The following is a 20,081-nucleotide window of genomic DNA, read 5'->3' on the forward strand; positions in this document are numbered from 1 at the left end:
AAGATATAACGTAACTATTTTTACACTATATCCGTACACACTTATACATTAATATGTTCCGCTATATTATATTTAAGAACATCCCATTTTCCACTATTTTGTTTCACATAACTAATACACGCATTTTTTAATGGTGTCTTAAATGTAATTTCATCTGGTTCAATGGCATGTAAAATCGCTTTTATCGCGTGTGAGTGAGCAACAATAATAATACGTTTGCCAAAATGAGTTGTCGCAACATCTTCTAAAGCAGCAAAGCAACGAGCTACAATCTCTTCATCTCGCTCCATACCTTCTACTTTACCCTCAGCAATCAACTCTCTAACAGCCGCAACCGGCTTCCCTGAAGCTTCTCCAAAATTCCGTTCAACAAATCGCTCATCTAATAAAATCGATTGTAATCCAACTGCCGTTGCGATTTCATTAGCCGTTTCTTGCGCTCTAATTAACGGGCTACTTATAATGATATCCCACGTTTCTTCTTGTAAAGCAGCTGCACTTTGACTCGCTTGCTTCTTACCAACTTCATTAAGCGGAATATCTTCTCGCCCCTGAATAATTTCTTGAAAATTCCAATCAGTTTGTCCATGTCGTACTAAACAAATTTCCGTCATGCTGCAACTCCTTTTTAAATAATCAACTTCTATTGTAACAAAAGTTCTGCATGACGGACATATTTTTCACTTCCAATTAGGTTGCATTTTGTTGCTTCATATACTGAAACATATCAATCATGATCGAAGCAACGGCCAATTGATTTTGAAACTTTTCCACTTTATCTGGTATCGTTTTTTTGAAATGTTGCATCGCCGCTAACTCAAAAGCCTCTTTTTCTTCAGGATTTCGTGTTAATTTTCTATACCAGTACGGTTGCTCTCTAATATAGCGAGATAAATCCTCATCAGCCTTTATAAACTCCATAATTTCTGCTCTCATCATCTTTCCCCCTAATCCTTTTGAAAGAAAAACGGGTTATTTTCTGAAGTACTTTGCTCTTGCTGCGTACGGTTACCTTGAAATTGCTGAATAACTTGTTGCACGCTCCCAATTGCACTCGTCACATTGGCTAAATGGTTCTGCATTTGTTCCACGTCCAACTTTTTAAAAAAAGAAAGCATTTGCCCCATCACATCAGCAGTTTTTTCCTCTTCAGTTCGATTATCTTTTTCTTTTTTATTTTCTTTTACCGAAGAAAACGCAGGCGCTCCATCCGGTCTATAAGTTGCCCATATTGGATCTTCTTCACCAAGTAAGTACCATTCTTCATAAAATTGTTGCCATGTTTTATGACCACTTCTAACCTCATGAACCATTTTAGGGTGATGGTTTACAAATTCTTTAAACTGTTGAATCGATGGATGTAACGGTCCTTTTGTTGTTGGCATAATCCTCACCTCTCCATGTATATCTACTATATAGTAAGAAAAAAAAGGCGCATGGTTCGCCTATTTTTAGACGATTCATGCACCTTTTTTTCTGCTATTTGCATACGGTCAGATTCCCACCTACAATTCAGTGAATACGAAGTAACTAATTTGGTAATGTGACACCCCACCGCTTACAGTTTCGCTTTATTTTCGAATAAAGTTTTGTGTATAAAATTTATCGTATACACCAACACCTAATCCTGTAAATTGTTCATTTAATAAATTCTTTCTATGCCCCTCACTATTTAACCAACCTTGCACTGCCGCAATTCCATCACTATGTTGCGCCGCTATGTTCTCACCAGCAAGTTGAAATCCTACTTTCCCGCGCTGCAAACGATCTCCTAGTGTACCTAATGTAGGTGAGTCATGAGAAAAATAATTATTATCTTTCATATCTTTACTGTGACCAACAGCAACATCTGCTGTTTCCTGATCCCATGTTAATAACGGTAATTTATGACGACTTCGAATGATATTTGTTAAATCAAAAATTTGTTGCATATTCCCATTTTCTACTTGTTTTATTTTTTCTGGAGTCAATGGTTGTTCTGCTATTAATTCACCTGAATAAACGAGCTGATACGGTCTTTGGCGTAATAAAGTTTCATCATCCATATAACGAACACCAACAAGCTCATGTGTAAATTGATCAAAATACAATTGCGCCCATCCATCTTCTACAGGTATTAACGGTTGTTCCATGACTTCGGTATCAGATAGCTCAAATTGATAACTATTTTTCCCTCTTTTTAATGAAATTTCATGCGAAAGCGGACTTTTTTTATATACTTCTTCATATTTTTCATTTATATAATAAGGTGGAACCTTAACTTGTTCACCAGCTGCGTATGCCGTTACAACTTTACGTTCAGAAACTCCAAATTGAACATACTGAGTTAAATCCTGGTTGTATACCCACCATTCATATCCGTATGCAGATGGCTCTATTCGAGAGGGTTCTCCCCACTTCGCTAATAAGTTTTCAGAGTCTTCACCAATCATATTTAAAACAGTGTCTGAGGAGTCTTCCTTAATTTGCTTTTTCTTTTTCACAATTTTATTTTCTTGCTTTGATTGAGATGGGGTTAATATATATTGTGAAACGAGTAATTTCCCGTATAAATCAACAGCTAAAATTAAAAATGTAATCATTACGATACGCAATAATTTCTTCAAACGATATACCTCCTGAACAAAACATAAAATTGAGATATACACAAATCCTTTTCTTTCTTTTTGTGTGTACCGTACTCTTTTCACTATATCATATTTTTGTGAAAAAAGTCTGGATTATCCCTTTTCTCTCAATATGAATTGCACTTTCTTATTATTCATACTATTATAAAAATAATGGTGTAACATTAAAAAAGGAGGTATTATATGCAATTTACAAATACGAAATTTAATGGAGCCGTCGTTGAATTAACTCTTTTAACTGAAATCATGGAAAACAACCACTTCGTACTTGCCGGACAGTGGGATTATGAACGAGTTACATACGATTATAAATTTGAAATATTAAAGGATGTTTATTATTTACGAGTGCAAGGAGTTGCTGTTGAAGGTGACATCGGCAGTAGACACGCTGAAGTAAAACTACTTCCCCCCTTATTAGGAAAACATTATTATCCTCACGGCGTTGAATATGGTGATGATGAGACTTTCCCAACGAATGTACTTCAAAAAAGCGAACAACTCCTACAAAATGTCGAAAAAGAGTTAAAAGAATTTCAAATTATTGATTAACAAAAACAAGCGCATCAATATGATGCGCTTGTTTTATTTCCCTTCCCTAAGAATGAATCGTTTTTTTTACTGGATATCCATAAATAGATCCATCTTTTACTTTAATCTCATCTTCCCAAGGAACCTTATATTTACCTTCAGCTAAATCTTTTACAAACGTATATGGATTTTCTTTCACCCCACCAGGAGTTGCTACATATCCTCTTGAACCTAGATTATATATATTATTTTCCAATCCCCATCCTAATCTAGCCTGATCTGCTAGTTCTGGATATACTTCAGCAGTAACAATCTCCCACGGATTTCGATGACCCTGTACTAAAGTAGTCCCATCAAAGTTACATACTTGTCCTTCACCAAAGTAATAAAATACACCATCATAACCCGCTAAGTTTACCGACAATGTATACATTAAATTTTGCCATGCATTTGAGCGATTGGTTAGCATCCATTGTTCACTAACTTGTGTACTATATCCAGAAATACGAATTAAGACATTTGCACCTTTATAGGCCGCTTCACGAGCTACTTCAGGGAACATGCCATCATGACAAATACAAACAGCTAATTTACTTCCTCCAGGTCCATCACAAACAGGTAAGCCTAAATCTCCAGCTTTCCAAGGCTCGACTGGCACCCAAGGATTTAGCTTACGATACTTCAAAATCATTTCACCTTGTGGATCAATAATAACTGCTGTATTATATGGCTCTCCACCATCAGGATTTTTCTCCATTATTGAAAAAACACCATATACTTTAGATTCTTTACATGCCTCAGCAAATAAGTCTGTTTCTGGCCCAGGCACTGTGCATAAAAATTCTTCTGTAGTCCATTTTTTTGTATTGAGCCCTTGTGTACTATATTCAGGAAATACTATCAATTCTAAACCAGGGTAACCTGATTTGGTCGAATGAATTGTTTTTATGATTTGTTGAATTTGTTTATCAATGTCTGCACGCGATTCTACTACTGGTACTGGATATTGAATTAGTGCTGTCAAAAAACCACTAATCGGCTTTACCATACTTCCACTACTACCCATTTAAACTCCCCCTTAAAATAGTTCGTGTTTATTAAAGATAACAATATATATTTGTAACTCTCTAAAAAACTTGCACTACATATGGAATTATTACGCATGAAAGCTAGTAGTAAATTTTATCTCCACTTTTAGTACACGCCTACACTAACTTAACATAAAAAGTTAGAAAATTCAATCTTTTTAAAGGTAGCTAAAACTAAAAAAGAAAAAGCGCATGGAATCCCATACACTTTTTTACTTAGTCTGTAAATACGGCGGCAATTGTTGCAACTGCTCCTTATCCTTTTCACGTTCTCTACGTGCCCATCTAAAGAATACATAGCCTATAATTGTACCGTATACTATTTCCTGGACAATTTTCATTATAATACCACCAGTTTGCTGGTCTTGTACGACTGGCATCCAGTGCAAAAATTCTGGTCCCGTTATATTCAAATCTGATAAAGTGTCCGCTGGTACACATAGTTCCATCGCTTTCATCCAAGCAGCTGGATCCGTATACGTTGCAAATAACGGCGCTGTCGCAAAAATGATTAACGCACAGGCAGGCGTTAATAATATGCCGTTAGCAAACATATAACCAAGTTTCTTTATATCACTTAACGTTTGATATTCTGGTAATGGATTTAACATCGGCCACCACATCATGATTGCTGTAAAAAACAATATAGCGAGACAAATAGGATGAGCTATTTGACTTTGTTTTACTGTATCAAAAACAACTGGTAAATGATAAAAAGAAAACAGGCCGTTAAATACAAACAACGCAATAAGTGGTTTAGCAAATGCCTTTAATATAATTTGAACGAACTTAAAAGAAGTAATGTAACGATATAACCAAATTGGTATACCAAGCAACAGTAACGGTGGAACTGCAATATACATGACTGCCATTTCAAACATATGAGCACTAAATATAATATGGCCAATTAAATCAATAGGTCCTCCCTTTACAAAATACAAAAGAACAATACCAGTCGTAAAATAAAAAATTTGCTTCTTACTTACCTTCGTCGCATTTTCAAATCGCATTCTATATGGCCCAATAATTAAGAAGTACCCAATAAGAATTGAAAGCATAAATAATAAAAAGATTGGACTCCATAAAGCCTGAAAACCAAATATCCACAAGTTACTCATTTTCACACCTACCTTCGTAAGGTTATCTCATAATATGAAGAGGGAGCTGTGACAACACAAGCTCCCTTATTTTTCACTTTTCAAATCCACACGATTGTCATAAAAGCTAAAATTGTAATTAATCCTATTAGCAGACCAGAGTAAAGAAAGAAACTTGCTGCTTCATGTCCTTTATGACTCATATGCATAAAATAATACAATTGAAAAATTACTTGTACCACTGCTAATAGTAAAATAAACGGTACAGAGAAAATCGGACTAAAAGTTTTTGGATACGCCACTGCTACAAATGCAACTAATGTTAAAAAAATCATTAATGCAAACGTAATAACTTGATGCCTCATTTCCTCCGCACTTTTTCTCTTCCGATAAACAAGATCAACTTTAGGATTATTCGTTTGCTTTATCGCCATTGTTTATCCCACCATTCCCATTAAATATACTACAGTGAAAATAAACACCCAAACTACGTCAATAAAGTGCCAATAAATCGATGCAACATAAAACTTCGGTGCATTGTATAAATTTAGACCTCTCTTCGCATTTCTAAAGATTAATGTTAAAATCCAACATAACCCAAACAATACGTGGAGTCCATGTGTACCAACAAGAGCATAAAACGCAGAGCCAAACGCACTACTTCTCATAGTATGCTTAAATTCATGTATATAATGATAAAACTCATATATCTCAAATCCTAAAAACCCTAAACCTAGCAATACTGTTACTAGTAACCAAAGCTGCATTTTCTTAAAGTTAAAGTTTTTCATGTGATACATCGCATATACACTCGTTAAGCTACTCGTTAATAAAAGCATCGTCATAATAAAAACGAGTGGCATTTGGAACATCTCTTGAGATGTTGGTCCACCATTTGTAGAATTCTTTAACGCTAAATATGTGCCGAATAATGAAGCGAACAGCACTGTTTCGCCTCCAAGAAATAACCAAAAACCGACAAACTTATTTTTCCCTTCAAGGGTTGCTTTTTCAGGCTCTGCTGGAAATGTTTCATTCGTTAATTTTTCATCTACATGCATTATGCCTTGCCCCCCTTATCCTCTAAATCTTCTTTATGAATATGATACCCATGATCATCAATTACTGAACGTAGGAACATTGCGCCAAATGTAATGATTAAACCAATAATTGCTACTAATAACCAGAACTTATCTTTTCCGCCCTGCATATACATCGCACCAAATGCCGCTATAAACAATCCGAAAGAAATGACAAATGGTGAAAACGAAGGATTTGGCATATGAATATCACCAACTGGTTCCGCTGCTGTCATCTCTTTATTACCTTCACGTTTTTCAATCCAAAACGGATCTAATCCGCGAACAAATGGTAATTGTTTAAAGTTATATTCTGGTGTCGGTGCTGGCATTGTCCATTCTAATGTACGTGCATCCCACGGATCACGACCAGCTTTTTCTTTTGATACTGTCGTTTTAATTACATTGAATAGAAGAACAATCGTTCCAAGAGCCATAAACACCGCTCCGATAGAACTAATCATATTCCCCATTTCCAACCCTTGCCCTTCAAGATATGTGTAGTAACGGCGTGGCATACCAATCAAGCCAAGGAAATGCTGAATAAAGAACGTTAAATGGAAACCGATAAAGAATAGCCAAAACGTTATCTTTCCTAATGTTTCATTTAATACTTTATTGAACATCAGTGGCCAATAATAATGGGCTCCTGCAAGTAAACCAAATACAACACCGCCAACGATTACATAATGAAAATGCGCTACTACGAAATAGTTATCATGAAATTGATAATCAGCTGGTGCAGATGCTAGCATAACCCCTGTAACTCCACCCATTACGAATGATGGAATGAAAGCTACTGCCCACATCATTGGTGTCGTAAAACGAATACTTCCACCCCACATTGTAAAGAGCCAGTTGAATATTTTGATACCAGTCGGAACCGCAATCGCCATTGTTGCAACTGAGAAAATAGCATTAGCAACTGGACCAAGTCCAACAGTAAACATATGGTGCGCCCATACCATAAATCCTAAAAATCCAATTAATACCGTCGCAAACACCATCGATGAATAGCCAAACAATCGTTTTTTCGAAAATGTCGCGAAGATTTCCGAGAATATTCCGAAAGCTGGGAGTATAAGAATGTATACTTCTGGATGACCGAAAATCCAGAATAAATGCTCCCATATAATTGTATTCCCGCCCAATGCCGGATTAAAGAAACTTGTTCCAAATAAACGATCTAACATTAAAAGTCCTAATCCTACAGTTAACGGCGGAAAAGCGAATAATATAAGCGAAGATGTTACAAATGTTGTCCATGTAAACATCGGCATACGCATATACGTCATTCCTGGCGCGCGCATATTAATAATGGTTACAAGGAAGTTAATTCCTCCAATTAATGTACCAATACCTGAGATTTGCAAGCCGAGTACATAGAAATCAACACCATGACCTTTAGAGGCTAAAGCTAAAGATGCATAAGATGTCCATCCTGCATCAGGTGCTCCACCTAAAAACCAACTTAAATTTAAAAATACTCCACCAAAGAAAAATAACCAAAATCCGAGTGAATTCAAAAACGGGAACGCTACATCACGTGCACCAATTTGAAGTGGTACAGCGGCGTTCATAAATGCAAACACGAGTGGCATAGCTGCGAGGAAAATCATTGTTGTACCGTGCATCGTTAATACTTGATTATAAGCATCCCCAACAAGAAAAGCGTTGTTAGGAATTGCTAATTGAAGGCGAATAAATAGAGCTTCTATTCCGCCTATTACAAAAAACAATCCACCTGCAATTAAATAGAGAATGGCAATCTTTTTATGGTCTACTGTCGTTAAATAATCCCATATGACAGCACCCATCCCCTGTTTTTTTGCTACAGAACTCACGTTTTCAACCTCCCCTTCGCGAATAATCCCTCTTTACTTTTCAACTTTTAACGTTTGTAAGTATGCATTTAATGCATCAATTTGATCATCCGTTAAGTTGCCATATTTGCCAGTCATTTTGTTTCCTGGCTTCATATTTTCAGGATCCTTCAGCCATTTTTTTAAGTTTTCTTCATTGTTTTCGGCAATACCGGCAACCATATCGCGATCCGCAAAGTTTGCTAAGTTTGGTGCGATACGAGCGGAAGGTGGTCTACTATCATTAGATCCAACTGCGTGACAACCAATACAGCTTTTATTAAATATTTCTTGGCCCTCTTGCGCCTTTGTTGAAGCTACTTCTTTTTTTCCATCAATCTTCTTCATATCAGCAAGCCATTTTTTGTACTCGCTTTCATCTAAAGCTTTCACTTTAAATTGCATTAAAGAATGTGATGGACCGCAAAATTCTGTACAAAAACCATTATAAGTGCCCGATTTATCTGCCTTTAACCACATTTTGTTCACATTGTCTGTATTTGTATCCATTTTCCCTGCTAAAGATGGAACCCAAAATGAGTGTTTAATATCGGCACCCTTCAAATTTAAATACACTTTCTTACCTGTGGGGATGACCAAATCTTGCGAAGTTACTATCTTTTCTGATTTATAAGAAAATTCCCACCAATAAAGATTCGCTGTTACATCAACAACGATAGTATCTTTATCAATATTCTTTTTCTCCATCGCACTTACATCAGCAAGTTTGAATGTATATGTAACCGTTGGAACAGCTAAGATTAGTAAAAGAATAATCGGAATAACTGTCCATATAATTTCTAGCTTGTGATTCCCTTCAACTTGCTCTGGAATATAATCTTCCTGACCTTTCTTTTGTCGGAAACGCACAATTACATACAAGAAAATAATAGTAACTACTAGTACTACTCCTACCATGATTGCACTAGCCAGTAGAAGTAAATCATATTGCATTTTTGCTACTTCTCCTTGCGGAATTAAAGTAGATTGAAAGGCTTTACCGCATCCCCCTAACAGTAAAGCCAGCAGTGAAACGAACGAAAGCAGTCGCCACTGTTTCTTCATACAAACAACCCCCACTTTCCTTGTGAATTAGATTGTACTTTATAGTTAAGTAAAGTAAATCTCAACGTAAAGAAATCCAATTATGTCGTTGTCTTAGAAGAATGTAACTACAATCATTGATACAAATAAGATTGTTAAATAATTTAGGGAATAAACAAACATTTGCACGGACCATTTGATGTCATCTTTCTTACGGAAGCCATAAAATCCTAAAACGATCCATCCGATGTTAAGCAGTGTTGCAATTACCATAAATGTTATCCCTAGTCCACTCATATAAAATGGGAGTGGTAATAAACATACTGTCCAAATCATAATTTGGCGTTTCGTAATTTCAAATCCATGAACTACAGGAAGCATTGGAACTCCTGCATTTCGATATTCATCAACACGTTTCATCGCTAATGCAAGGAAATGTGGGATTTGCCAAATAAACATAATTAAAAATAACATCCAAGCAATTGGATGACCTAAAGATGGATCGATTGCTGCCCATCCAATTAAAGGTGGAACTGCTCCAGATATACTACCTACAACAGTATTTAGTGTATACTTTCTCTTTGTCCATAAAGTATATAGGACAACATATGTGAAAGCACCAATAAATCCCATTAAAACTGCCATTGGTGTTGTTAATAATAAGAATACAAATCCAAGAAGTAATATAACTAGTCCAAATGTAAGTGCAAATCCTGGTTTATACTTTCCAGTAACCGTTGGACGAGTCTTTGTTCTTTCCATTAACGGATCGATGTCTCTATCGATGTAGTTATTTAAACAACATACCCCCGCCATAATTAATCCTGAACCAACGATTGTAAAAAATAGCTTATCCAGATTGTCCATCACACTTAATCCATTAAAGTGTAACGCCAACCAAAATCCTGTAAATACAGTAAGTGTATTTGAGTTTACAATCCCCATTTTAACGAGTGCTGATAAATCTTGTAACCGAGTTGTTTCCGGTACACTTGTAACAGCGGACTCATCATGCAGCTCACTTGTTGCATGGTTCATCACTCTAACCCCCTCTTAAAACTTTCATCTTTCTTTTTGCGCTTATTTCAAATGAAATAATTCGCTTCTATATAGCAATATTATTACAGTAGAAACATTGTTAACCCATTCTACTACTAATCTACGCCCATACTCCAATATATTAAATCATATTTCCCGAACATTTTGTGAAGAAAACATGAACTTTTTGTGTCGGATATAAAAAACTTCATTCTGACTTGTCCTTATCATAACATGATGTTACCTTCTATAATAAACTATTTTGTCCTATTTAACACGTATTCTCCCCATTTCTTTTCAAAACAGCCTATTTTTCACCTAATTTTTTCCTTTCAAACCCTGTTTTTACACCTATTTTCTCTCCCTTTCCTTCCCCCTCCATTTCTTTGCTATTTTATTATTTTTTATATATCATAGGAACTAGCGCGTTTTATTCTATACATAATGGAATGAAAATATTTCGCAATAACTTCATAGCAGAAAGATGGTGAAAGAGATTGCAACGCTTTATTAAATGGTTAGCAGTCATTACAAGCCTTGATTTATTAATAGTTTTATTAGGAGGCGCTTTAGTTACAAAAACAGGTTCTGGTCAAGGTTGTGGTAAATCATGGCCACTTTGTAACGGTGAATTTGTTCCATCTAATTTATCAATGGAAACTATTATTGAACTTAGCCACCGATTAACATCAGGATCAGCTGGAATTCTTGTCACTCTCCTTTGTATTTTGTCCTGGAAATATTATAAACATGTGCGTGAAACAAAAACGTTAGCAATTTTATCCTTCGTATTTTTAGTTGCACAAGCATTAATGGGAGCAGCAGCAGTTGTTTGGGGACAAATGCCAGCTGTACTTGCTATCCATTTCGGTATTTCCTTAATTTCATTTGCTTCTGTCATTTTATTAACGTGTCTTATCTTTGAAATTGACCAAAAATTTGATGCACGTTCACTTATTATGGACAAAAAAATGAAATTTCATATTTATGGTGTAACAATTTACAGTTATATTGTCGTCTACACAGGTGCTTTAGTACGTCACGAACGAGCTAGCTTAGCCTGTCCAGACTTTCCTTTATGTAGCAAAAACAGACCTATGCCAACTCAACTACATGAATGGGTTCAAATGGGCCATAGAGTTGCAGCGATGTTAATTTTCGCTTGGATACTATACGCCATGATTCTCGCTATTCGCCATTACAAGCAGCAACCTGTAGTATATTGGGGATGGATCATTTCATTTATCCTCGTTACACTTCAAGCTGTAGTAGGAGTTTTAGTTGTATTTACAAACGCTAGTTTAGCGATGGCATTGTTACATTCTCTATTCATTTCTTGCTTGTTTGCCGTACTATGCTATTTAGTTATGTTAGGAACAAGAAGTAAAGTGAATGCCAAAGAAGCCGAATCAACTTCTAAACAAACAAAATAATTTAAAACTAAAATCCCTTGCCAATTCGACAAGGGATTTTTTGCAATAAAAAAGAGCTGTATTTACACAGCTCTTTTCTTATTTTAGTGATCTAATTCAATAAGTAAATCACCCGTTTGAATTGCATCACCATCGTTAACATATACTTTCTTCACTTTACCATTGAACGGCGCTTGAACTGTCGTTTCCATTTTCATCGCTTCTGTAATTGCCATAGAATCGCCTTTTTTCACTTCGTCGCCTTCTTTTACAACTACTTTAATTACCGTTCCTGGCATCGTTGCACTAATATGATTTGGATTCTCACGGTTCCCTTTCACACGTTGTGCAACTGTTGCTTTTACACTCTCGTCTTTCACGATAATTTCACGTGGTTGACCGTTAAATTCCAAGTAAAGAACACGATTTCCATCCGGCTGAGGTTCTCCAATTGATACTAGTTTAACCATCAATGTTTTACCCTGTTCAATTTCTACATCAATTTCTTCACCTAGTCTCATACCATAGAAGAACGTCGGTGTATCAAGTACAGATACATTTCCATAAAGCTCAGCAACTTTTTCATAATCCATAAATACTTTTGGATATAAAGCATATGCTACTACATCAAAAATCGTTACTTCGCGTCCAAGTTTATGGAATAATTCTTCTTTTAACGCTTCGAAATCTACTGGCTCTAGTAATTCACCTGGTCTTACTGTTAATGGCTCTTTCCCTTTTAAAATAATCTTTTGTAATTCTTTCGGGAAACCACCGTACGGTTGACCTAAATCACCAGAGAACATTTCAACAACAGACCCTGGGAAGTCCATCGCATGTCCACGCTCTAAAACATCTTGTTCTGTCAGATGGTTTTGAACCATAAATAATGCCATATCACCAACAACTTTTGATGATGGTGTTACTTTTACAATATCTCCAAACATGTCATTCACACGGCGGTACATTACTTTCACTTCATCGAAGCGATCTCCTAAACCAACCGCCTTCGCTTGTTGCTGAAGATTACTATACTGCCCACCCGGCATTTCATGCATATATACCTCTGTATGAGGCGCATTCATACCACTTTCAAATGGTGCATAGTATTTGCGTACATCTTCCCAATAGTGAGATAGTTTTTCTAAAGAATCTATATTAACATCTGGTTGTCTTTCGTTTCCGCCTAACGCATAGTATAGCGTGTTCGCACTTGGTTGTGACGTTTGACCAGCCATAGAACTCACTGCTACATCGACGATATCAACACCTGCTTCAATTGCCTTCGTATACGTTAATATACCATTTCCACTCGTATCGTGCGTGTGCAGATGAATTGGAATCGACACTGTCTCTTTTAATGCAGAAACTAAATCATATGCTGCATTTGGTTTTAGTAAGCCCGCCATATCTTTAATACCTAAAATGTGAGCTCCTGATGCTTCTAACTCTTTTGCTAAATTTTTATAATAATTTAAATCATATTTACTACGCAGTGGATCATGAATATCCCCTGTGTAGCACATTGTTGCTTCTGCAATTTTACCAGTGTCTCGTACAGCGTCAATTGCAACTCTCATGCCTTCCACCCAGTTTAAACTATCAAAAATACGGAATACATCAATGCCTGCTTGAGCAGAACATTCCACAAATTTTTGAATTAAATTATCTGGATAGTTTTTGTATCCAACTGCGTTTGAAGAACGAAGTAACATTTGGAATAACACATTCGGCATTTTTTCACGAAGATCTAGTAATCGTTCCCATGGATCTTCTTTTAAGAAACGATACGCAACATCAAACGTTGCACCGCCCCACATTTCTGCTGAGAATAGGTTCGGTAACATTCTCGCTGTTGGCTCCGCAATTTGATGTAAATCTTTTGTACGAATACGAGTTGCAAGTAATGACTGGTGTGCATCACGGAATGTTGTATCCGTTAAAAGTACACGTTTTTGATCCTGTACCCATTTTACTAATCCGTCCGCTCCACGCTCGTCCAAAATTTGTTTCGTTCCATTTTGGATTGGCTCTGAATGTTTTAAACATGGAATACGAGCATCTGGGAATATTGGTTTTTCTTTTTTCCCTACTCCTGGGAAACCATTTACTGTTACTGTACCAATGTAATTTAACATTTTCGTTCCACGGTCTTTACGTTTCGGGAACAAGAACAATTCAGGTGACGCATCGATAAATGAAGTATCATATTCTCCTGATAAGAAGTTTTTATGCTTTACTACATTCTCTAGGAATGGAATATTTGTTTTAATACCACGAATACGGAATTCTTTTAAGTTACGTTCCATTTTTGCAGCAGCTTGCTCAAAAGTAAGTGCCCAAGTTGTAACTTTTACAAGTAAAGAATCGTAGTACGGTGTAATAACTGCACCTTGGAAGCTATTTCCTGTATCAAGACGCACACCAAAACCACCACCTGATCGATACGCCATAATTTTTCCTGTATCCGGCATAAAATTATTTAGCGGATCTTCAGTTGTTACACGAGATTGAATTGCAAATCCATGTACAACTACTTCCTCTTGCTTCGGAACACCTACCATTTTGCTATGTAATGAATGTCCATCCGCTATTAAAATTTGTGATTGAACAATATCTACTCCCGTAATCATTTCTGTAATCGTATGTTCTACTTGAACACGTGGATTTACTTCAATAAAGTAAAACTCATCATCTTTTACAAGGAATTCTACTGTTCCTGCATTTAAATAGTTTACATTTTTCGTTAACTTCACAGCAGCATCACAAATACGCTGACGCAGATCATCTGAAAGTGATACACTCGGTGCAATTTCTACAACTTTTTGATGACGACGTTGTACAGAACAGTCACGCTCGTATAAATGAACAACATTGCCTTCTTCATCTGCTAAAATTTGTACTTCTATATGTTTAGGTTTTTCAACAAATTTTTCGACGTAAACTTCATCATTACCAAAAGCTGCTTTCGCTTCTGATTTCGCTCGATTATATGATTCTCCTAATTCCTCACTAGTACGCACAATACGCATACCACGACCGCCACCCCCAAGGGATGCTTTAATAATAATCGGGTAATCATACTTTTCAGCAAATTTTTCGACTTCTTCTAATGAATTTACTGGACCATCACTACCAGGTATAACTGGAATTTGTGCTAGCTGCGCTTGTGTTCTTGCTTTCACTTTATCTCCAAACATATCTAAATGCTTACTTTTCGGACCGATAAAGATAATTCCTTCTTCTTCACAACGTTTAGCGAATTGAATATTTTCTGACAAGAAACCATATCCAGGGTGGATTGCATCTACATGATTACTTTTTGCAATCTCAATAATGCCTTCAATATCTAGATAAGCATCAATTGGTTTTTTTCCTTCCCCAACTAAATAGGACTCATCGGCTTTATAGCGATGATAAGAACCACTATCCTCTTTAGAATAGATTGCAACTGTTTTTAATCCAAGTTCCGAACAAGCTCGAAACACACGAATTGCAATCTCTCCACGGTTAGCTACCAATACTTTTTGAATACGTTGCAGCTTTGTCATGATTTTCCCCCTCTACTTTCCTACCACTCTAGAGATAAAATATATACACACCTTAAAAAGCGTGAAGTTCTTCACTTTCCACATTATATTATACTTAGAAAGCTTCACTTTATTTTTATCCATCATACCTTATTTTCTAACAAATGATAAGTTTTCTGTGCAATTTGTTTCACAAAAATAGTATAGCATACCTCTTCCTTTTCTAACAACTTAATTGTATATCACATTTAACTTAATGTGATATATCTTTTAACTGAAAAAGAAATTAGTACATCATATTTGGAACTACTTAAAAATAAAAAACACATCATGCTCTAAAGCACAATGTGTTTTTATTTTACAACTACAAGATGTGGTCCATTTTGTTCTCTTTCTTTCATTAGACCATTCTGTTGTTTCTCTTGTCGTTTCACGTGACTAGCAATATTGAGTAGTATTCCCATTGCAAGTAGATTAGCTAATAAAGAACTTCCGCCGTAACTAACAAACGGTAATGGTACTCCTGTAAGTGGTATTACTCCAGACATACCACCGACATTGATAAACGTTTGAACTCCAAACAAGCTTGCAATTCCGATAGCTATTAAACTTCCAAATGGATCTGTACACTTTTGCGCAACTCTAAATGACCGAATAATAATAAGTAATAAACAGATTAAAATGATAGCTACACCTATAAAACCAAGTTCTTCAGATATAATTGCCATTATAAAATCCGTTTGCGGTTCTGGTAAATAACCATATTTTTGTACACTATTCCCTAATCCTCTACCATTAAGCCCTCCAGAAGCGATTCCAATAAATGAATTCACTAATTGAAACCCATCCTTTTGAGGATCATTAAACGGATCAAGGAAAACAGAAAAACGTGCCTTTTGATATGGATTTAATGCATAATTACCAAGAAGATATAGTGCCGGAATCCATACTATAGAAGTTAAAGCAATTCGTTTAATCCATAAGTTAACCTGTACTCCCGAACAAAGAAACATAATTCCTACTGTTCCTGCAATTAACAAATCAGTACCTAAATCATTTTGCTTTAATATTAAAAACATGATTATTCCAACACCAATAAGTACTGGACCTGACCCTTTGAAAACAGGTGTATTCGTTTCTTGTCTTTTCGCAAAAAAATGAGCTAAGACGAGAATAACTGTTATCTTAACAAATTCTGCAGGCTGTATTCCAAATATCCACCCGTTTGCACCGTTTACTTTCTTAGTGAAAAAGGCAGCTGCAGCTAATAAGGCAACACTAGCACCGTAACTCCCCAACAAAAAAATTCGTTTTCTCCAAACTTTATATGGGATAGTAGCAATAATTATTAATACCATTGTCCCAACAACTAAAGTAATTAATTGTCTTTTAAAAAAGAAATTTGCTGGTTTATCAAATCTCGAAATCGCAACAATGGAACTCGAACTATATACCATTATTACCCCCAGCACACATAAAATAACAAGAGGAAGTAACAATGAATAATCCATTGATTTCCATACTTTTTTCATTTCATTTCCTCTTTCTGTTTCAATTTAATTATTGTTGTATTCCATATGTACATTGATTCTTCCTGCTTTATTATACAAATAAAAAGCTCAAACTAATTTAGTTTGAGCCCCCTTATTTGAACCCGTTATTGTTGTTTGTTTGTAAATGCTTCATGAAGTGCAGATAACTCACGTTCGAGCTCACCTAACATTGCTTTCCCTTGTTCTTCTGCAATAAGACCAAGGCGAACCGCAAAATCGACCTCGCGGGATAGTCCAAACATTTGTGTGTCTAACACTTCTTCATATAATGGACATTGCGGCATTGTAAGATGGTCCATTTGCACCTTAATAAGTCTTAAAATCTTCTCTGCATCCGCTTGTAGAAGGGCTAGTGCCTTTTCCTGATGATTTGCTACTGTCTCAGACGCCAAATTGATTCCCTCCGTTTCCGTCCTACTCTCCTCTATCCTATCTATTAATATTAGCGATAGTTTTAATAAATTGCAATAGAAACATTTTTTGTGACAACAGTGTCTAATACTATTATACTGAAAAGTGGGAGTATAACACAAATGGGGGAACAACAATGAGCGAAATTTTATTTATTAACGGAAAAGTACGTTTTCCAATCACTATTGATCCAACTGTTTGGATCTTTGATGATCGAAAAGTAGATTTGACAACTTACTTTGATGAAACTAGAGAAAACACGTCTGAACTAGAAACTTATTTAAAAAACACTTCAGAACATTGGGATCGCGAAATCCGTGATGGTGCCGCTTTTCCTCCAATACAACAAAGTGTGAAGAAATATAAAAAAGAACAGCTGATTACTGGAACATTTGGTATACCATTTCATCCATTTCTTGCTAACGCTGAAATTTTAGAGGACGCTACGCAAGTTGAAATTGAAACGGTAGATCATACAATGACACTTCCATTAGAAACTGTCAAAAATGCTATACTAGGCTTTTCAAAAGAAGGAAAACCATTAAAAGAAGACGGGCCTGTTCATCTCTATTTCAATGATGGATCTAATCAACAAAATCCAATCCGTAACATCCGTAAATTTACAATTATTTAAAGAAAAGGAGTGAGCTTAAGCTCACTCCTTTTTACAATAAATCTGCTGCTAGTTGAGCTAAATTAGATCGCTCCCCTTTAACAAACTTCACATGACCACTAATACGCTGTTCTTTAAACTTCTCTACAACATATGTTAAGCCATTATTATATTCATCTAAATATGGGTGATCAATTTGCTGAGGATCTCCCATCAATACAATCTTACTCTTTTCCCCTACCCTAGTTAATATCGTCTTCACTTCATGCTTTGTTAAATTTTGTGCTTCGTCAATGATAATGAACTGATCTGGAATACTTCTCCCGCGTATATAAGTAAGGGCCTCTACTTCAATCGAACCCATTCCAGCTAAAATAGCATCTAACTCTCCTGGCTTTTTCGTATTAAATAAATACTCTAGGTTATCAAAAATTGGCTGCATCCATGGTCTTAACTTTTCTTCTTTTTCTCCTGGTAAATAACCGATATCTTTTCCGACTGGAACAATTGGTCTTGCCACAAGTAATTTTTTATATAACCCTAAGTCTTCTGTTTGCATAAGTCCCGAAGCTAACGCAAGTAACGTTTTTCCTGTGCCGGCTTTCCCCGTTAACGTTACAAGCGGAATATCTTCACGAAGCAACAATTCTAATCCCATAATTTGCTGCACGTTTCGTGGTCGTATCCCCCACACTTGTTCATTGTGAAAAATAAGTTTCTTTACCTTCTTACCTAAGTGATCCACAATGCCAAGAGCAGAACTAGAGCCCCCTAATGCATCTTTCATCACTACAAATTGATTTGGATAAAAAGGATGATTCGCAATTTCAGATAGAGGCAATTCACCTTTCTCATAAAAATAATCCAATTGTTCTTTTGATATATATCCTTCTAAAAAACCAGAATATATATTTTCTACTTCAATTACGCGATCACTTAAATAATCTTCAGCCTTCAAACCAATTGCATCAGCTTTTACTCTTACGAGTACATCTTTACTTACTAAAATAACAGACTTCCCGTCCTCTTTTTCCTGTTCTTCTAAAGATAGATTTTTTGCTACAGCTAAAATTCGATTATCATTTGTTTTTTCTACAAAAATATCTTGTAGTTGCACAAATGAACGATGGTTCAATTCAATACGAAATGTTCCGCCGTTTTCTAGCGGGATACTTTCATGCAGCTTTCCTATTTCACGAAATTTATCTATTAACTTAGATACATAACGAGCGTTTCGTCCTACTTCATCCATATAACGTTTTTTCGAATCAACCTCTTCTAATACAACTGCTGGAATCACTACTTCATTGGTTTCAAATGAAAAAATAGATAAAGGATCCTGCAAAAGTACATTCGTATCTAACACATAAATTTTATCCAACCTGTTACCCCCTGACTCCACTTTTAAATTTGTAGAACAAGGGTTTCATCCATAAAATATGGACGAACCATTGTTATAATTATATGTACCGTGTAAACGAGGTAGAATCGAAAATCATAGTCATTAAACCTTTTATTTATTCTTTATTCATTTCTATTCAATATATTACTTTTTATTATAATTATTAACGTTAAATCACAATAACCGATTACAAAAGTGAATAAACAAATTTCCTATTTAGCATCTTTATAATTCTCTTATCCCTACTAACACTTCATTATCCAGCTTTTTCGCTGCCCGAAGATCATATGTTTTTTCATATGTTGGTTCAATTGCAAGTTTCGCTCCATAAAACATAACATCACGCACTTCTTGCACATTTACTTCTATTACAGTTAATTTTAGAGAAATACCTTCCATTCTATCTGTCAAAATTTCACCTGCACCACTTATAGAAAATACGGATTCATTCGCCATTATAGTCAATACCACACCTGTATTATGCTGTATATTTTCCACAATACGTGAACGTTGATCTACTGCAAATCGAATACTAGTTTTACTCACTGCATACACCCAAGAAATAGCACTTACGTTAGGAACTTGTTTTTCGAAATCTGTCGTTGCTATCATAACGATACATTCTTTACGCAACGTTTGTACTAAATCCTCTGTTAAGGTAGGCTCTACTACATTCGCCATATTTTCACCTCCAAACATACTTGGTATATCCTTATCATAACTTATTTTTTGAATTGCGAAAATATTATTTTTTCCCGCTATTATTCAAAAACATTATACTTCCATGATATACTTAT

19 protein-coding genes are annotated in these 20,081 nt (G+C 35.7%); 3 read left to right on the top strand and 16 right to left on the bottom strand.

Annotated features, from left to right (window positions below):
- Positions 1 to 41: 41 nt before the first annotated feature.
- The 4 genes from MHB52_RS20445 to MHB52_RS20460 all read right to left on the bottom strand — a co-directional run bounded on the left by MHB52_RS20445 (position 42) and on the right by MHB52_RS20460 (position 2,606).
- On the bottom strand, positions 42 to 614 hold the full coding sequence (locus MHB52_RS20445; RefSeq protein WP_000134947.1) for a histidine phosphatase family protein: 573 nt from the start codon (positions 612 to 614) through the stop codon (positions 42 to 44).
- A 76-nt stretch (positions 615 to 690) separates the two neighbouring features.
- Positions 691 to 936 carry a YlbE-like family protein gene (locus MHB52_RS20450; RefSeq protein WP_001200990.1) on the bottom strand — a complete coding sequence of 82 codons (246 nt, stop codon included), beginning with the start codon at positions 934 to 936 and terminating at the stop codon, positions 691 to 693.
- 11 nt (positions 937 to 947) lie between these two features.
- Positions 948 to 1,385, bottom strand: a complete 438-nt coding sequence (locus tag MHB52_RS20455) for a YlbD family protein (protein ID WP_001143324.1) — start codon at positions 1,383 to 1,385, stop codon at positions 948 to 950.
- Between the two features lie 186 nt (positions 1,386 to 1,571).
- The gene (locus tag MHB52_RS20460; protein ID WP_000735378.1) at positions 1,572 to 2,606 is read right to left on the bottom strand and encodes a CAP domain-containing protein; all 1,035 of its coding nucleotides are present in this window, start codon (positions 2,604 to 2,606) and stop codon (positions 1,572 to 1,574) included.
- A 204-nt stretch (positions 2,607 to 2,810) separates the two neighbouring features.
- Between MHB52_RS20460 and MHB52_RS20465 the strand changes: the two genes are divergently transcribed.
- Positions 2,811 to 3,176 carry a YugN family protein gene (locus MHB52_RS20465; protein WP_001160947.1) on the top strand — a complete coding sequence of 122 codons (366 nt, stop codon included), beginning with the start codon at positions 2,811 to 2,813 and terminating at the stop codon, positions 3,174 to 3,176.
- A 46-nt stretch (positions 3,177 to 3,222) separates the two neighbouring features.
- Here MHB52_RS20465 and MHB52_RS20470 read toward each other — a convergent pair whose 3' ends face one another.
- The 7 genes from MHB52_RS20470 to ctaB all read right to left on the bottom strand — a co-directional run bounded on the left by MHB52_RS20470 (position 3,223) and on the right by ctaB (position 10,363).
- Entirely contained in the window at positions 3,223 to 4,221 is a 999-nt protein-coding gene (locus MHB52_RS20470; protein ID WP_000535802.1) for a formamidase, read from the bottom strand.
- 234 nt (positions 4,222 to 4,455) lie between these two features.
- On the bottom strand, positions 4,456 to 5,361 hold the full coding sequence (gene ctaG, locus MHB52_RS20475; protein WP_000069021.1) for a cytochrome c oxidase assembly factor CtaG: 906 nt from the start codon (positions 5,359 to 5,361) through the stop codon (positions 4,456 to 4,458).
- An 80-nt stretch (positions 5,362 to 5,441) separates the two neighbouring features.
- A complete protein-coding gene (ctaF, locus tag MHB52_RS20480) occupies positions 5,442 to 5,774 on the bottom strand; it encodes a cytochrome c oxidase subunit IVB (protein ID WP_000985706.1) in 333 nt (110 codons plus the stop codon).
- 3 nt (positions 5,775 to 5,777) lie between these two features.
- On the bottom strand, positions 5,778 to 6,401 hold the full coding sequence (ctaE, locus tag MHB52_RS20485) for a cytochrome c oxidase subunit III (protein ID WP_061663490.1): 624 nt from the start codon (positions 6,399 to 6,401) through the stop codon (positions 5,778 to 5,780).
- Positions 6,401 to 8,236 carry a cytochrome c oxidase subunit I gene (ctaD, locus tag MHB52_RS20490; RefSeq protein ID WP_153579316.1) on the bottom strand — a complete coding sequence of 612 codons (1,836 nt, stop codon included), beginning with the start codon at positions 8,234 to 8,236 and terminating at the stop codon, positions 6,401 to 6,403. The genes ctaE and ctaD overlap by 1 nt, the downstream gene beginning before the upstream one ends.
- A 60-nt stretch (positions 8,237 to 8,296) precedes the next feature.
- Positions 8,297 to 9,346, bottom strand: coding sequence for a cytochrome c oxidase subunit II (coxB, locus tag MHB52_RS20495; protein ID WP_000745268.1), 1,050 nt, complete (start codon positions 9,344 to 9,346; stop codon positions 8,297 to 8,299).
- Between the two features lie 93 nt (positions 9,347 to 9,439).
- Positions 9,440 to 10,363: a protoheme IX farnesyltransferase gene (gene ctaB / locus MHB52_RS20500; protein WP_001015064.1), complete on the bottom strand. Its 924-nt coding sequence runs from the start codon at positions 10,361 to 10,363 to the stop codon at positions 9,440 to 9,442.
- A gap of 497 nt (positions 10,364 to 10,860) precedes the next feature.
- Between ctaB and ctaA the strand changes: the two genes are divergently transcribed.
- The gene (gene ctaA, locus MHB52_RS20505; RefSeq protein ID WP_001188744.1) at positions 10,861 to 11,796 is read left to right on the top strand and encodes a heme A synthase; all 936 of its coding nucleotides are present in this window, start codon (positions 10,861 to 10,863) and stop codon (positions 11,794 to 11,796) included.
- Between the two features lie 83 nt (positions 11,797 to 11,879).
- Here the strand turns inward: ctaA and pyc are convergent, their stop codons facing one another.
- The 3 genes from pyc to MHB52_RS20520 all read right to left on the bottom strand — a co-directional run bounded on the left by pyc (position 11,880) and on the right by MHB52_RS20520 (position 17,250).
- Entirely contained in the window at positions 11,880 to 15,326 is a 3,447-nt protein-coding gene (gene pyc, locus MHB52_RS20510; RefSeq protein WP_000164087.1) for a pyruvate carboxylase, read from the bottom strand.
- A 332-nt stretch (positions 15,327 to 15,658) separates the two neighbouring features.
- A complete protein-coding gene (locus tag MHB52_RS20515; RefSeq protein WP_061663489.1) occupies positions 15,659 to 16,837 on the bottom strand; it encodes an FtsW/RodA/SpoVE family cell cycle protein in 1,179 nt (392 codons plus the stop codon).
- Between the two features lie 125 nt (positions 16,838 to 16,962).
- Complete coding sequence (locus MHB52_RS20520) at positions 16,963 to 17,250, bottom strand: YlaN family protein (RefSeq protein WP_000135694.1); 288 nt, start codon at positions 17,248 to 17,250, stop codon at positions 16,963 to 16,965.
- A 155-nt stretch (positions 17,251 to 17,405) separates the two neighbouring features.
- Here MHB52_RS20520 and MHB52_RS20525 point away from each other — a divergent pair, with 155 nt between their 5' ends.
- On the top strand, positions 17,406 to 17,903 hold the full coding sequence (locus tag MHB52_RS20525) for a hypothetical protein (protein ID WP_001289809.1): 498 nt from the start codon (positions 17,406 to 17,408) through the stop codon (positions 17,901 to 17,903).
- A gap of 31 nt (positions 17,904 to 17,934) precedes the next feature.
- On the opposite strand, the gene MHB52_RS20530 is transcribed toward MHB52_RS20525, so the two are convergent.
- Together MHB52_RS20530 and MHB52_RS20535 are read right to left on the bottom strand one after the other, a co-directional pair.
- A complete protein-coding gene (locus MHB52_RS20530) occupies positions 17,935 to 19,263 on the bottom strand; it encodes a PhoH family protein (protein ID WP_000358083.1) in 1,329 nt (442 codons plus the stop codon).
- Between the two features lie 246 nt (positions 19,264 to 19,509).
- Entirely contained in the window at positions 19,510 to 19,965 is a 456-nt protein-coding gene (locus MHB52_RS20535) for a pyridoxamine 5'-phosphate oxidase family protein (protein ID WP_000024595.1), read from the bottom strand.
- Between the last annotated feature and the right edge of the window lie 116 nt (positions 19,966 to 20,081).

It is taken from the genome of Bacillus sp. FSL K6-0073, assembly GCF_038006085.1.
Lineage (GTDB): Bacteria > Bacillota > Bacilli > Bacillales > Bacillaceae_G > Bacillus_A > Bacillus_A cereus.